15 protein-coding genes are annotated in these 14,432 nt (G+C 68.8%); 2 read left to right on the top strand and 13 right to left on the bottom strand.

The features are described 5' to 3' along the window. Window positions 1–23 precede the first annotated feature (23 nt). Window positions 24–602, bottom strand: coding sequence for a DUF3156 family protein (locus tag ACTWJ5_RS22505; protein WP_256512149.1), 579 nt, complete (start codon window positions 600–602; stop codon window positions 24–26). Next, window positions 583–2,082, bottom strand: coding sequence for an APC family permease (locus tag ACTWJ5_RS22510; RefSeq protein ID WP_116423605.1), 1,500 nt, complete (start codon window positions 2,080–2,082; stop codon window positions 583–585). The genes ACTWJ5_RS22505 and ACTWJ5_RS22510 overlap by 20 nt, the downstream gene beginning before the upstream one ends. Window positions 2,083–2,327: 245 nt before the next feature. Between ACTWJ5_RS22510 and ACTWJ5_RS22515 the strand changes: the two genes are divergently transcribed. Continuing rightward, entirely contained in the window at window positions 2,328–3,824 is a 1,497-nt protein-coding gene (locus ACTWJ5_RS22515) for an aldehyde dehydrogenase family protein (RefSeq protein WP_253390887.1), read from the top strand. Between the two features lie 222 nt (window positions 3,825–4,046). Here ACTWJ5_RS22515 and ACTWJ5_RS22520 read toward each other — a convergent pair whose 3' ends face one another. Genes ACTWJ5_RS22520 through ACTWJ5_RS22530 form a run of 3 tightly spaced genes read right to left on the bottom strand, consistent with a single transcriptional unit; the run spans window position 4,047 to window position 6,946 of the window. Beyond that, entirely contained in the window at window positions 4,047–5,369 is a 1,323-nt protein-coding gene (locus ACTWJ5_RS22520; RefSeq protein WP_116423603.1) for a TRAP transporter large permease, read from the bottom strand. Further along, window positions 5,366–5,902, bottom strand: a complete 537-nt coding sequence (locus ACTWJ5_RS22525) for a TRAP transporter small permease (protein WP_261748073.1) — start codon at window positions 5,900–5,902, stop codon at window positions 5,366–5,368. The genes ACTWJ5_RS22520 and ACTWJ5_RS22525 overlap by 4 nt, the downstream gene beginning before the upstream one ends. 12 nt (window positions 5,903–5,914) lie before the next feature. Further along, window positions 5,915–6,946, bottom strand: a complete 1,032-nt coding sequence (locus tag ACTWJ5_RS22530; RefSeq protein WP_261748071.1) for a TRAP transporter substrate-binding protein — start codon at window positions 6,944–6,946, stop codon at window positions 5,915–5,917. Between the two features lie 350 nt (window positions 6,947–7,296). Here ACTWJ5_RS22530 and ACTWJ5_RS22535 point away from each other — a divergent pair, with 350 nt between their 5' ends. Next, on the top strand, window positions 7,297–8,556 hold the full coding sequence (locus tag ACTWJ5_RS22535; protein ID WP_444436594.1) for an OprD family porin: 1,260 nt from the start codon (window positions 7,297–7,299) through the stop codon (window positions 8,554–8,556). Window positions 8,557–8,559: 3 nt separating this feature from the next. On the opposite strand, the gene ACTWJ5_RS22540 is transcribed toward ACTWJ5_RS22535, so the two are convergent. From ACTWJ5_RS22540 to fliM, 8 genes are all read right to left on the bottom strand, one after another. Next, window positions 8,560–9,381, bottom strand: a complete 822-nt coding sequence (locus tag ACTWJ5_RS22540; RefSeq protein ID WP_444436595.1) for a hypothetical protein — start codon at window positions 9,379–9,381, stop codon at window positions 8,560–8,562. A gap of 124 nt (window positions 9,382–9,505) precedes the next feature. Continuing rightward, window positions 9,506–10,642 carry a flagellar biosynthesis protein FlhB gene (gene flhB / locus ACTWJ5_RS22545; RefSeq protein ID WP_444436596.1) on the bottom strand — a complete coding sequence of 379 codons (1,137 nt, stop codon included), beginning with the start codon at window positions 10,640–10,642 and terminating at the stop codon, window positions 9,506–9,508. Beyond that, window positions 10,642–11,418: a flagellar biosynthetic protein FliR gene (gene fliR, locus ACTWJ5_RS22550; protein ID WP_058490600.1), complete on the bottom strand. Its 777-nt coding sequence runs from the start codon at window positions 11,416–11,418 to the stop codon at window positions 10,642–10,644. The genes flhB and fliR overlap by 1 nt, the downstream gene beginning before the upstream one ends. Continuing rightward, window positions 11,418–11,687: a flagellar biosynthesis protein FliQ gene (gene fliQ / locus ACTWJ5_RS22555; RefSeq protein ID WP_009621633.1), complete on the bottom strand. Its 270-nt coding sequence runs from the start codon at window positions 11,685–11,687 to the stop codon at window positions 11,418–11,420. Before fliQ ends, fliR begins: the two co-directional genes overlap by 1 nt. A 19-nt stretch (window positions 11,688–11,706) precedes the next feature. Beyond that, window positions 11,707–12,486: a flagellar type III secretion system pore protein FliP gene (fliP, locus tag ACTWJ5_RS22560; protein ID WP_061562328.1), complete on the bottom strand. Its 780-nt coding sequence runs from the start codon at window positions 12,484–12,486 to the stop codon at window positions 11,707–11,709. Then, the gene (gene fliO, locus ACTWJ5_RS22565; protein ID WP_074977326.1) at window positions 12,483–12,965 is read right to left on the bottom strand and encodes a flagellar biosynthetic protein FliO; all 483 of its coding nucleotides are present in this window, start codon (window positions 12,963–12,965) and stop codon (window positions 12,483–12,485) included. The genes fliP and fliO overlap by 4 nt, the downstream gene beginning before the upstream one ends. 2 nt (window positions 12,966–12,967) lie before the next feature. Continuing rightward, window positions 12,968–13,435 carry a flagellar motor switch protein FliN gene (fliN, locus tag ACTWJ5_RS22570; RefSeq protein ID WP_009621630.1) on the bottom strand — a complete coding sequence of 156 codons (468 nt, stop codon included), beginning with the start codon at window positions 13,433–13,435 and terminating at the stop codon, window positions 12,968–12,970. Window positions 13,436–13,460: 25 nt separating this feature from the next. Beyond that, complete coding sequence (gene fliM / locus ACTWJ5_RS22575; protein WP_009621629.1) at window positions 13,461–14,432, bottom strand: flagellar motor switch protein FliM; 972 nt, start codon at window positions 14,430–14,432, stop codon at window positions 13,461–13,463.

Here is a 14,432-nt window from a genome sequence, read left to right on the forward strand (position 1 = left end):
GAAAGCAGCGCGGCAAGCCGCGCTCAGAGTTCGCTTGCGAGGCGCCCCAGGTGGAACAGCGCGCGCAGCAGGTGGTCGCGCTGTTCGCGCTCCAGGCGCAGGTAGCGGCGGAAGCTGGGCAGGCGGTTGACCACCTCGCTGGCGGCCATGTGCTCCAGGCGGGTGCGCCAGCGCCCGGCGTCGAACTCCAGCTCCAGGCGCTTGAAGTCCAGCGGCGGCAGCGCCCGTTGCAGGTGCTCGTCGGCCGCCAGGCGCTCGGCCAGGCGCGCGCCCAGCGCCGGGTCGCCGGAACGCTGGCGGCATTCCACGCCCTGGCGCCGCAGCACACCCTGGTGGCGCAGCTCGAAGCGCGCCTCGCCGGCATGCGCCGCCGGCCCCTCGACGACGAACTCGGTGAGCACCAGGTGCATGAGGAACTGCGCCTGGGGCCACTCGCGCAGCTCGAAGACCAGCCCGCCGTCCACCGTGCTGAAGCGCCCGGCGCCGGGCTCCAGCGCTTCGAAGGCCAGGCCGCCGAGGTTGCGCCGGGCCTGTTCCAGGGTCACCCCCGGGCGGTAGCCCGAGGGCGGCCGGCGCAGCCAGTCAGACAGCCTTGGAAGCATGGCCGTAGAACTCGCTGGAATGGATGCCGGGTTCGGCGCGGAACTCCTTCTCCAGCACCTCTTCCACCGGCACCGGGCGGAACGGGTTGACCTTCTGCACCAGCAGGGTCCAGACCAGCGCGTAGGCGGCGGTCAGGCCGAGCATCACGGCGAAGGGCACGTAGATGTCGGCGGGGTTCATGCCCGGCGGGGTGATGTACCACATACCGATGAGGATGCCGACGCTGGAGATGATCTGCGGCAGCGGGAACAGCGGCGAGCGGTAGGCCCGCGGCAGGTCCGGGCGGCGGATGCGCAGCAGCACCACGGAGAGGGTCACCAGCAGGTAGGCGGTGCTCCAGGCGCAGACCGCGGCCAACACCAGGTTCATGATGTGGTCGGTGTTGCCGCGCAGCCACAGGGCGTGCAGGCAGGGGATCAGCACCGCCACCAGGATGCACAGCACCGGCGTCTTGAAGCGCGGCTGCAGGTAGGCGAAGCACTTGGGCAGCGCGCCGTCCACGGCCATGCCGTACATGATCCGCGGCACGCCGGCCATCAGGGTGTTGATGGTGGCGGCGCCGGCGAACAGGAAGCCCACGCCCAGCCACAGCGGGCCGACCTGGCCCATCACCTGCTCGGCGAAGCGTGGGATGGCCATGGGCGTGTCCAGCAGGTGCACGCCGGCGGCCGGGTCGAGCAGCACGTTCTCCACCTGGCGCTTCATCGCCGCGCCGTAGATGAACATGCACGAGGCCACGCCGAACAGGCCCAGGGCCATGGCCCGCGGCATCACCTTGGCCGAGTTGCGCAAATCCGGCGCCAGCGGGGTGACGAACTCGCAGCCGACGAACATGAACATGGCCATGCCCACCAGCGAGAGGATGGTCTGCAGGTCGGTGCCCACCAGCGAGGCGCCGAACCAGCCGTCCAGCTGCACCGCCGGGGCGGCCAGCAGGCCGAGCACGCCGAACACCATCAGGGTGCTCCACATGCCGAAGGTCAGCACCACCTCGGCGCGGCCGAAGGCGTTGACGCCGAACACGTTGAGGATGCCGAACACCACCACGAAGCCCACGCCCAGCAGCCAGGAGCCACCGGCGGACTCGGCCAGGGTGTTGAGGTGCTCGAAGTTCACCAGCGCCATCACCCCGGAAAGGATGGTCTCGGCGGTGCCGGCGAAGACGTGGACGATCAGGTAGGCGGCGATGGTCCCGGTGATGGCGAAGAAGCGCCCCATGCCGCAGGAGATGTAGTCGTACACCGAGCCGCTGGTGGGCAGGATCGAGGCCGCCTCGGCGAAGGTGGTGGACTGCGCCAGCATCATCAGCACGGCGATCACCATGGCCGCGGCGAAGGCGCTGCCGCCGATGCCGAAGCCCATGGTGGCGGTGAGGATGACCGGGCTGGCCATGATCAGGCCGATGGTGCTGGCCAGGGCGGTGGGAAAACCGACAGTGCCGCGCTTGAGGTGCGCGTCGAGCTGCTGCTGGATGGACATGGTGGTGAGCCTCTAAGCAGATGTTCTGGTTTGTTGTGGCTTAGGCATGAAGGGGCGGCACGGTGGGGCCTGGCTGACACTCTGCGCCCGGCGCCTGCTGGCGTCTTGCCCAGGCTTGCCGGCGGACTTGTCCATGGCTGCCAGGGCGGCAGTGAGGGTCATGCCCGACTGGCAGGCTCGGACAAGCCGCCGGCGCGCGCCGCGGCTAGCCTGGGCCATCGACCATCGCAGCCCAGGAGTTGCCCATGTCCAGCCCGCTGATCCCGATCCTCCCGGAGGTGCAGGCCTACCTCGCCCGCGCCCACGCCTCCTTCATCGACGGCGAACAATGCGCGCCGCGCGGCGACGCCCGCCGCACCCTGCGCAACCCCGCCGACGACAGCCTCCTGGCCGAGGTGCGCCTGGCCGACCTGGAGCAGGTCGACGCCTGCGTGCAGTCGGCCCACCGCGCCTTCCGCTCCGGCATCTGGAGCGGCCTGGCGCCGAGCGAGCGCGAGCGCCTGCTGCTGCGCTTCGCCGAGCTGGTGGAGCGCCACACCGAGGAACTGGCGCAGCTGGAAAGCCTGGAACAGGGCAAGTCGATCCACATCGCCCGGGCCATCGAGGTCGGCGCCTCCCTCGGCTACATGCGCTACATGGCCGGCTGGGCCACCAAGATCGAGGGGCAGACGCTGGACGTGTCCATCCCGATGCCGGCCGGCGCGCGCTTTTCCGCCTACACCCGGCGCGAGCCGGTGGGTGTGGTGGCCGGCATAGTGCCGTGGAACTTCCCGCTGATGATCGCCCTGTGGAAGGTCATGCCAGCCCTGGCCTGCGGCTGCGCCATTGTCATCAAGCCGGCCGACGAGACGCCGCTGACCGCCCTGCGGGTGGCCGAGCTGGCCAGCGAGGCGGGCATCCCCGCCGGCGTCTTCAACGTCCTGCTCGGCGGCGCCGAGGCCGGCGCGGCGCTGGTGGCGCACCCGCTGCTGAACAAGGTGTCCTTCACCGGCTCCACCTCGGTGGGCAAGCTGGTGGGTGGCGCGGCCCTGCAGAACATGACGCGCTTCACCCTCGAACTGGGCGGCAAGAACCCCATGCTGGTGCTGCCCGACGCCGACCTGGACAAGGCCGTCGCCGGCGCCATCGGCGGCGGCCTGCTGAACCAGGGCCAGGTCTGCGCGGCGGCCTCGCGGCTGTTCGTCCACGCCAGCCGCCACGCCGAGTTCGTCGAGCGCCTGGGCGAACAGGTGGGCAAGCTGAGCATCGGCCCGGGCCTGGACCCGCAGGCCCAGGTCAACCCGCTGGTCTCGCGCCGCCAGCAGGACAGCGTGCTGCGCCACCTGGCCCTGGCCCGGGAACAGGGCGCGCGCTTCATCTGCGGTGGAGGCCGCCCGGACCTGCCCGGCTACTACGTCGAACCGACGGTGCTGGCCGGGGTGAACGCCGGCATGGCCTGCGCCCGCGAGGAAATCTTCGGCCCGGTGCTCTCGGTGCTGAGCTACGACGACCTCGACGCCGCCGTGGCGCAGATCAACGACAACCCCTACGGCCTGGCGGCGAGCATCTGGAGCAACGACCTGGGCCGGGTGATGGACCTGATCCCGCGGATCGAGGCGGGCACGGTGTGGGTCAACAACCACGTGCCGGTGGACCCCAACCTGCCGTTCGGCGGCTACAAGCAGTCGGGGCTGGGGAGGGAGTTCGGACGGGCGGCGATCGAGGGGTTCACGGAGGGGAAGTCGGTTTGTATTGCGTATTGAGGTGAGGGTTGGGGAGTTTGCCGGTGAGCCCAATCGCGGACGGAGTCCGCTCCTACATCCGTGCTTCCAGGAAGCGTAGGAGCGGACTCCGTCCGCGATAACCGGAACCGCCGGCGCGATTCGCGGATGAGATCCCCGCCCACACCACCCCACGTAGGAGCGCGCCCTGCGCGCGAATCGCGGGCAGGGCCCGCTCCTACAGGTTCGGGACGGACGCTCGGCTCAGAAACTCAACAACCACAGCGACAACCCCGGCACCAGCACCAGCAGCACGATGCGCAGCAGGTCGGAGGCGAGGAACGGCAGCACGCCCCGGGCGGTTTCCATGTAGGGCACGTCCTTGGCCAGCTTGTTGACGATGAACAGGTTCATCCCCAATGGCGGGTGGATCAGGCCGATTTCCACCACCATCAGCGCCAGGATGCCGAACCAGATGGACTTCTCCCCCGCCGTCAGGTCGAAGAACTCCAGGCCCATGATCATCGGGTAGAAGATCGGGATGGTCAGCAGGATCATCGCCAGCGAGTCCATCACGCAGCCCAGCAGCAGGTAGATCAGCAGGATCACCGCCAGCACCAGCAGCGGCGCCAGGCCGCTGTCGCGGACCCAGGTGGCCAGCTCCACCGGCATCTGCGTCAGGGCCAGGCCGGAGTTGAGCAGGTCGGCGCCCAGCAGCACCAGGAAGATCATGGCGCTGGCCTCGGCGGTGCCGGTCAGGCTCTTGCCCAGGCCGTCCCAGCGCATGCCGCCGCGCAGCGCCGCCAGCAGGCCGCAGGCCGCGGCGCCGATGGAGGCCGCCTCGGTGGGGTTGGCCCAGCCGCCGTAGATGCCGACGATCACCACCAGGAAGATCGCCAGGATCGGCAGGATCTGCACGAAGGCCGCCAGCCTTTCGCGGCCGCTGGCCTTGGGCGCCGGCTGACAGGCGTTGGGATCGCGGGCGACCTGGATGCGGATCACCAGCATGTAGCCGAGCACCGCGACCAGCGCCGGCAGCATGGCGGCGACGAACAGCTTGGCGATGGACTCCTGGGTCAGCACCGCATAGATGATCAGCGGCACCGACGGCGGGATGAGGATGCCCAGGGTGCCGCCGGCCGCCACCGAGGCCGTGGCCAGGCGCCCGGAGTACTTGTGCCGCGCCAGCTCCGGCAGGGCCACCTGGCCCATGGTCGCCGCGGTGGCCAGGGACGAGCCGCAGATCGCCCCGAAGCCGGCGCAGGCGCCCACCGCCGACAGCGCCAGGCCGCCGCGCCAGTGGCCGATGAAGGCCGAGGCGCAGCGGAACAGCGCCTTCGACAGGCCGCCGTGGGTGGCGAACTGGCCCATCAGCACGAACAGCGGGATCACCGCCAGGTCGTAGTTGGACAGGCGCGCGTAGGCGAGGTTGTTGAGGGTATAGAGCAAGGCGCCGAGGTCGCCCTGGTTGATCACCAGGAAGCACAGCGCGCCGGCCAGGAACATCGCCACGCCGACCTGCACGCGCAGCACCAGCATCGCCAGCAGGCCGGCGAACATCCACAGGCCCAGGGCCATTCCGCTCATCGTCCGGCTCCTTCTTCCAGCAGCGCCAGCAGGCTGCGGCACAGGGCGCACAGGCACAGCAGCGCCAGGCTCGGCACCACCAGCGCCAGGGGGATCCAGTGCGGCACCGCCAGCAGGGTGCTGCTGTCCTCGTGGGCGTGGGCCTCCAGCACCTGCAGGCCGGTGCGCCAGGCCAGCACCGCGGCGACCGTGGCGAACAGCAGGTGCGCCACGGCATCGAGCCCGCGGCGCACGGCCAGGGGCATCCAGTTGGAGAACATCTCCACGCGGATGTGGCTGTTGCGCATCTCGCACAGCGGCAGGAAGGCGGCGATGGCCACCGCCGCGCCCATTTCCAGCAGCTCCATGTCGCCGGTGACCGGCGTCGACCACAGCTTGCGGCCGACGATGGACACCAGGGACATGCCCACCAGGGCCAGCAGCAGGGCGCCGCCAAAATAGGCGAAGCCCTGCGCCAGGGATTCCAGCAGGCGCACCGGCAGGCCCTTGCCGCGGGCCGGCACGGCACCTTCGAGGGACAGCATCTCGCTCATCGCGGCCACCCCTTACAGCTCGACGCCGGCGGCCCGGGACAGCTCGCGCAGCTGGTCGGCCAGTTGCCCGCCCGCCAGGCCCTTGCCCTCGGCGTCGGCCACCCACTCGGCGGTGACCTTGTCGCCGGCCTCGCGCAGGCTCTGGTAGGCCGCCGGCTCGAAGCTGGCCACGCTGTCCTTGGCGACCATGTCGCGGGCCCGCGCCAGTTCGTTCTCCCAGGCTTCGCCGAAGCGCTGCACCAGGGCGTCGCCGCTGTTGCGGTCGAGGATCGCCTTGAGATCGTCGGGCATGCGCTCGTAGCTGCGCGGGTTCATCAGCATGCCCAGCAGGGTGATGGAGAAGGTCGGGCGGCCTTCGGGCACGTCGGTATGGTGCTGCGTCACCTCGTCGAGCTTCAGCGCCGGGATCAGTTCCCAGCTGGCCAGGGCGCCGTCGATCACGCCCTTGGACAGCGACTCGGTGAGCTGCGCCGCCGGCATGCTCACCGGCGCCGCGCCCAGGCCCGTGGCCAGACGGGCGCTCATGCGCGAAGAGGCGCGCAGCTTCAGGCCCTTGAAGTCTTCCAGGCTGTGCACCGCCTTGCCGGTGGTGTGCAGCTGCATGCCGCCGTCGCTGTGCAGGGCCAGCACGCGGTAGCCCTTGTAATCCTCCTGCAGGGCCTGCTGGTAGAACTGCCAGATGATCTTCGACGCCTGCACGCCGTTGGCCGGCAGCATGAACGGCAGCTCCACCGCCTCGCTGCGCGGGAAGCGCCCGGGCGAGTAGCCGGGGGCGGTCCAGACGATGTCCACCACGCCGTTGCGCACCTGGTCCGGCAGTTGCCCCGGGGTGCCGCCGAGCTGCATGGAGGGGTAGATCTGGCACTGGATGCGCTGCTCCGACTCGCGGGCCAGGGTGTCGCACCAGGGCTGGATGACGTGCTGCTGGGCATTGGAGCTGGCCGGGAGGAAGTGCGCGATCTTCAGCGTCACGCGCTCGGCCGCCACGGCCGGGGCCAGGCTGCCACAGGCGAGCAGCAGGGCCAGGAAGGAGGATTTCTTCATGCCGTTACCTCGGTGTTGTTCTTATCGTCGGGTGGACACCTGGCGGCGCCCGGGGGCTAGATTCAGGCACATAGTTAATATTTTAACAATACACCCAACGAATCAGGCAGCGGATTGCCATCCGCACAAATGTGACAAAATGTTAATGGATATCCAGGAAAGGCCTGTAGACGTGGGATTCAAGGCTTCCTCAAGCAGACAACGGCGCGTATTTCGCGGAAAACAGCCGATCCGCAGGAGGAAAGTTCCGGGTTGTTCCGGCATATCATTAACAAATTAATTATGTGGTACAACCTCTCCCCGCTCGCTCCCGCCGAGGAGCGAAGAACAAGAACAACAAGGGGAAGAGCATGTCCGCCACACACATTCAGAAGCGCATTCCGTTCCGCCTCGGCCTGTTGGCCACCGGCCTGCTGCCGCTGGCCGCCCAGGCCGATTTCATCGACGACAGCAGCGGCCGCCTGGACCTGCGCAACTTCTACCAGCTGCGCGACTACCGCCAGGACAACGCCGCGCAATCCCAGGCTGGCAACTGGTCCCAGGCCTTCGTCCTGCGCCTGCAGTCGGGCTTCACCGAAGGCCCCATCGGCTTCGGCCTGGACGCCACCGGGCTGCTCGGCGTCAAGCTCGATTCCGGGCGCGGGCGCAGCGGCGACGGCACCCTGCCCTTCGGGCCCAACTCCCGCGAGCCGGTGGACGACTACAGCCACGCCGGGCTGACCGCCAAGCTGCGCTACTCGAAGACGCAGCTGAACATCGGCCTGCTGGAGCCGCAGCTGCCGGTGGTGTTCCGCGACGACGTGCGCCTGATGCCGCAGACCTTCGACGGCGCCCTGCTGACCTCCAACGAGATCGACGGGCTGACGCTCACCGCCGGCCAGCTGTGGAAGTCGCGCACCCGCGAGTCGGCGGGCAACGACGACATGTACATCATGGGCCGCAGCAAGGCCTTCGCCAGCGACGAGTTCAACCTCGCCGGCGCCAGCTACGCCTTCACCCCGAACCTGACCGCCAGCTACTTCTACGGCCAGCTCAAGGACATCTACCAGCAGCACTACTACGGCCTGGTGCACACCCTGCCGCTGGCCGAGGGCCTGTCGCTGCGCAGCGACCTGCGCTACTTCGACAGCGACGACGACGGCAAGGCCATCTCCGGCCCGGTGGACAACCGCAACCTGAGCATGATGTTCACCCTGCGCGCCGGCGCCCACGCCATCGGCGTGGCCTACCAGAAAATGATCGGCGACGACGGCTTCCCCACCCTCAACGGCTACACCCCGCCCTACTCGCACAATCTGATGACCATCCAGACCTTCACCCAGCCGGGGGAGAAGTCCTGGCAGCTGCGCTACGATTACGACTTCGCCTCCCTCGGCATTCCCGGCCTGAGCTTCATGACCCGCTACACCCGCGGCGACGACATCCGCCGCGGCGCGGGCCTGGAGGACGGCCACGAGTACGAGCGCGACACCGACCTGGCCTACACCCTGCAGGACGGGCCGCTCAAGGGGCTGTCGCTGCGCTGGCGCAACGTGACTGCGCGCAGCAGCCACGGCGCGGACATGGACGAGAACCGCCTGATCGCCAACTACAGCATCCCCATCTGGTGAGTCTCAGGCGGCCGCCCGCCGCCGCGCGCGCGGATCGCCCGGCAGGTAGGCGCCGGTGACCAGGCGCCAGGCCTCGGAGGTGCGCTTGCCGGGCACCCCGTCGATCTTGACGAAGACGCCCGGGAAGCTGTTCAGCCAGGTCTGCAGTTCCTCCACCCGGCGCACCTCGGCCGCGTCCTCGGAGAGGCTCATGGAGTAGTTCACCAGCAGCGGCTGGGCGGCGCTCGGCTTCGGCTGGTCGACGAACTCCAGCAGGCCGCGCTCGGCCATGCGCCGCAGCAACACCGCGGCGCCGCACTGCTTGGACTGGGCGCTATCGGACCAGGTGCCGTCCTGCACGTACTTGCCGCTCTGGTAGTGGTTGCAATAGCTCCACAGGTAGGGCGAAAGCACGTGGGGGTGGTACAGCCGGTAGCCGAAGCCGTTGTAGGCCTCCAGTTGGTAGAGGGTGCCGGCCAGGCTCCAGTCGGTGGCCGCGCCCAGGCGCTTCAGGCGCAGGGCGTCCTCGGCGCTTTCCTCCCAGGTGAACGGCGGCTTGCCCTCCTTCGGCCGCCCTGCCGGCACCTGCACGGTGCGCGCCGTCAGCGGGTCGCCGTTGTGCAGGTGGCGGTCGAAGCGCAGGCCGCTTTCCATGCAGTGCACTACGCCGATGAAGCCCCAGGGGATGCCCAGGGCCTTGCCGACCTCGGCGTAGCGCGGCTGGTTGTCCTCGATGCGTTCGACCAGCGCTTCCACCTCGGCGGCGCGCGCCGGGCGGATCTGGCAGCTGTTGAAGAGTTGTTCGTATTCGCCGCGCAGCGCGGCGCTCAGCAATACCTTGGCCATGGCAGCAATCCCGTGTTGTGGTCCGACTCCGTTCAGGTCGTACCACGGCACGCGCCACCGGCCCTCAAGGGAAAGTGAAGGCCGCCTGCGGCAGCCGTCAATGGCGGGCGACGAACGCGGTGCCTCACTCGTCGCGGCGCAGGTCCGGCGGGATCGGCACCTCGGGCATCGGCCCCGGGCGCTTGCCCTTGCCGGCACGGAACTGCTTGAGCTGGTAGACGTAGGCCAGCACCTGGGCCACCGCCAGGTACAGGCCGGCGGGAATTTCCTGGTCCAGTTCGGTGGAGTAGTACACCGCACGGGCCAGGGCCGGCGACTCCAGCACCATGACCTTGTGCTCCTGGGCCACCTCGCGGATCTTCAGGGCGAGGAAGTCGTTGCCCTTGGCCAGCAGGCGCGGCGCGCCGCCGGCCGCGGCGTCGTACTTCAGGGCCACGGCGAAGTGCGTCGGGTTGGTGATCACCACGTCGGCCTCGGGCACCGCCTGCATCATGCGCCGCTGCGCCATCTCGCGCTGCAGGCGGCGGACCTTGGCCTTGACCTCGGGCTTGCCCTCGGAGTCCTTGTACTCGTCGCGCACTTCCTGCTTGGTCATCAGCAGCTTCTGGCGGTTGTCCCAGAGCTGGTAGGGCACGTCCACGGCGGCGATCAGCAGCAGGCTGCTGGCCATCCAGAAGGCGCTCCAGCCCACCACCTTGACGCTTTCCACGATGGCCGTCCGCAGCGGCTGGTGCAGCAGCGCCAGCAGGGCTTCCTTGTCCGAGCGCAGCACCAGCACCGCCACCGCCAGCACCACGACGAACTTGATCAGCGCCTTGAACAGCTCCAGCACCGACTTGGCGGAGAACATCCGCTTGATCCCCTCCAGCGGGTTCATGCGGCTGAACTTGGGCGCCAGGGCCTCGCCGGAGAACAGCCAGCCGCCCAGGGCGATGGGGCCGATGACCGCGGCGCAGAGCAGCACCAGCAGGATCGGCCAGAGCCCCTCGGCAGCCCCGCGCGCGGCGGTGCCCAGCAGTAGCAGCATGCTCTCGCTGCGCATCGCCGTCTCGCGGGACATCTCGAAGCTGTTGCGCATCACCCCCATCAGCACCTCGGCCAGGTGCGCGCCATACACCAGCAGCGCGCCGGCCCCGGCCATCAGCACGGCGAGGGTGTTGAGCTCGCGGGAACGCGGCAGCTGGCCTTTCTGTCTGGCTTCGCGGCGGCGTTTCTCCGTGGGTTCCTCTGTCTTGTCCTGGCCGCTCTCGCTTTCCGCCATCAGCGCGCCCCCACCAGTTCACGCAGCAGCGCCAGGGCCTCGCGGACGAGGTCCTGGTATTGCGAGAGGATTTCGGCGGTGCCGATCCAGACGATGATGAAGCCCATCACCAGGGTCAGCGGGAAGCCGATGGAGAAGATGTTCAGTTGCGGCGCCGCGCGGGTCATGGCGCCGAAGGCGAGGTTCACCACCAGCAGCGCGGTGACCGCCGGCAGGGCGATCAGCAGGCCGCCGCCGAGCACCCAGCCGAGCTTGCCGGCCACGGTGTACAGGTGCTCGGCCGACAGGCCCTGGCCCACCGGCAGGGTGACGAAGCTCTCGGCGATCACCTCCAGCACCACCAGGTGGCCGTTCATGGCCAGGAACAGCAGGGTCACCAGCAGGCTGAAGAACTGCCCCATCACCGGCACCGAGATGCCGTTGGCCGGGTCCACGGTGGAGGCGAAGCCCAGGCCCATCTGCATCGACAGCAGTTGCCCGGCGACCACGAAGACGTGGAAGAACAATTGCAGGGTGAAGCCGAGCATGGCGCCGATCAGCACCTGCTCGCCCACCAGCAGCATGGCGCGCAGGTTCAGGGCGTCGACCTGGGGCATCGGCGGCAGCGTCGGCACCAGCACCACGGCGATGGCCAGCGACAGGTACAGGCGCACCCGCGCCGGGACCATCTGGTTGCTGAAGATCGGCATGGTCATCAGCAGCGCGGCGATGCGGAACAGCGGCAGCACGAAGCTGCCGACCCAGGCGCCGATCTGCGCGTTGGTCAGTTCCAGCATCAGCCGATCAGCGTGGGGATGCTGGTGATCAGGCCCTGGGTGTACTCCATCAGCTCGCGCACCAGCCAGGGGCCGAGAACGATCAGGGTGCCGAGGGTCACCAGCAGGCGCGGCAGGAAGCTCAGGGTCTGCTCGTTGATCTGCGTGGCGGCCTGGAACATGGCCACCACCAGGCCCACCAGCAGGCTCGGCAGCACCAGGATGGCGACCATCATGGCGGTCAGCCAGAGTGCCTGGCGGAACAGGTCGACGGCGACTTCCGGGGTCATGGCGCGCCCTCCTCTCTAGTCAAACGGTGCCGAAGCTGCCGGCCAGGGTGCCGATGATCAGCGCCCAGCCGTCCACCAGGACGAACAGCATGATCTTGAACGGCAGCGAGATGATCAGCGGCGACAGCATCATCATGCCCATCGCCATGAGCACGCTGGCCACCACCAGGTCGATGATCAGGAACGGGATGAAGATCATGAAGCCGATCTGGAACGCGGTCTTCAGCTCCGAGGTGACGAAGGCCGGGACCAGGATGGTCAGCGGCGTGGCGTCGGCGTTGGCGATGTCGGTGCGCTTGGACAGGCGCACGAACAGGTCCAGGTCCGACTGCCGCGTCTGCGCCAGCATGAACGACTTCAGCGGCACCTCGGCGCGGCTCAGCGCCTCCGGGGCCTGGATCTGCTCGTTCAGGTAGGGCTGCAGCGCGGTGCTGTTGACCTTGTCGAACACCGGCGCCATGACGAACAGGGTGAGGAACAGCGCAAGGCCCACGAGGATCTGGTTCGACGGCGTGGTCTGCAGGCCCAGCGCCTGGCGCAGGATGGCGAAGACGATGATGATCCGGGTGAAGCTGGTCATCAGCATGACGAACGCCGGGATGAAGCTCAGCGCCGTCATGATCAGCAGGATCTGCAGGCTGACCGAGTATTCCTGCTGGCCCTGCGGGTTGGTGGTCACGGTGATCGCCGAGACCTGCAGCGGGTCGGCGGCGAAGGCCTGGGGCGCGAGCAGCGCCAGCAGCACGGCCAGCAGCGGCAGGCAACGGCGCAGTGCCTGGGCGAAGGCGGGGAAGCTCATTGCGGGCGGCCCTTGTCCTTGTTCAGCAGCTCCAGCAGGCGCTGGGCGAATTCCGGCGGCGCCGGCTGCTCGCCGGCCTCGACGCCGCGCACCGGCTCCTTGAGCACGTGCAGCGGGGTGATGCGCCCGGGGGTCAGGCCGAGGAGAATCTGCTCCTCGCCCACCTGCACCAGCAGCAGGCGGTCGCGCGGGCTCAGGGCCTGGCTGGCCACCAGCTTGATCGCCTGGTTGCCGCGCGGGCCGATCTGCTGCACCCGGCGCACCAGCCAGGCGAGCAGGAAGATCAGCGCCACCACCAGCACCAGGCCGAACAGCAGCTGCAGCAGCTGGGCCCCGGCGCTGCCGGTGATCAGGCTCGGCGAGGCGCTGGCGTGGACGATGGCCGGCGCCGGCGCGGCGGCCGGCTCATCGGCGGCCTGGGCCAGGGGCAGCAGCCCCGCCAGCGGCAGGGCGCAGAACAGCGCGAGCAGGCGGGCCATCATCAGCGCAGCTTCTTGATGCGTTCGCTGGGGCTGATCACGTCGGTCAGGCGGATGCCGAACTTCTCGTTCACCACCACCACCTCGCCGTGGGCGATCAGGGTGCCGTTGACCAGCACGTCCAGCGGCTCGCCGGCCAGGCGGTCGAGCTCGATCACCGAGCCCTGGTTGAGCTGCAGCAGGTTGCGGATGGTGATGTCGGTGTGGCCGACCTCCATGGAGATGGTCACCGGGATGTCGAGGATGACGTCCAGGTTCGGCCCCTCCAGGCCGGCGATGGTCGGCGCCCGCGGCGCCATGCCGAACTCTTCCATGGGCGCGCGCGGCGCCACCGGGGCGGCCGGCGCGGCGTTGCCGGCCATCATCGCATCGATGTCGTCCTGGCTGGCGTCGCCCGCCTCGGACAGGGCCGCGGCCCATTCGTCCGCCAGGGCCTGCTCCTCGGGGGTCACTTTGTCTTCATCTGCCATTGTCGGGTCCTCTGGGGGGATGCGCTCAGCGCGGGCGCTCGAGCGGATCGAGAATCTGGAAGGCCAGGTTGCCCTTGTGCGAACCCAGCTTGACCTTGAAGGAAGGCACGCCGTTGGCGCGCATCACCATGAATTCGGGCATCTCCACCGGGATCACGTCGCCCGGCTGCATGTGCAGGATGTCGCGCAGGCGCAGCTGGCGGCGCACCACGGTGGCGTCCACCGGCACGTTGACGTCGAGGATGTCCTCGCGCAGGGCGTTCTGCCAGCGCTCGTCCTGGTCGTCGACGTCGGACTGGAAGCCGGCGTCGAGCATCTCGCGGATCGGCTCGATCATCGCGTAGGGCACGGTGATGTGCAGGTCGCCGCCGCCGCCGTCCAGCTCGATGTGGAAGGTGGAGACCACCACCACCTCGCTGGGGCTGACGATGTTGGCCATGGCCGGGTTCACTTCCGAGTTGACGTACTCGAAGGTGATCGGCAGCACCGCGCTCCAGGCCTCGGCCAAGTCGACGAAGGCCTGCTCGATGACCATGCGCACCACCCGCAGCTCGGTGGGGGTGAACTCGCGGCCCTCGATCTTGGCGTGGCGGCCGTCGCCGCCGAAGAAGTTGTCCACCAGCTTGAACACCAGCTTGGCGTCGAGGATGAACAGCGCGGTGCCGCGCAGCGGCTTCATCTTCACCAGGTTGAGGCTGGTGGGCACGTAGAGCGAGTGCACGTACTCGCCGAACTTCATCACCTGCACGCCGCCCACGGCGACGTCGGCCGAACGCCGCAGCAGGTTGAACATGCTGATGCGGGTGTAGCGGGCGAAGCGCTCGTTGATCATCTCCAGGGTCGGCATGCGACCGCGGACAATGCGGTCCTGGCTGGTCAGGTCGTAGGACTTGACCGCCGTGGGGTCGGAATCGACTTCGGTTTCCACCAGGCCGTCGTCGACGCCATGCAGCAGCGCGTCGATTTCGTCCTGGGAGAGCAGATCTTGCACAGCCAT

It is taken from the genome of Pseudomonas sp. A6, assembly GCF_052367875.1.
Lineage (GTDB): Bacteria > Pseudomonadota > Gammaproteobacteria > Pseudomonadales > Pseudomonadaceae > Pseudomonas > Pseudomonas citronellolis.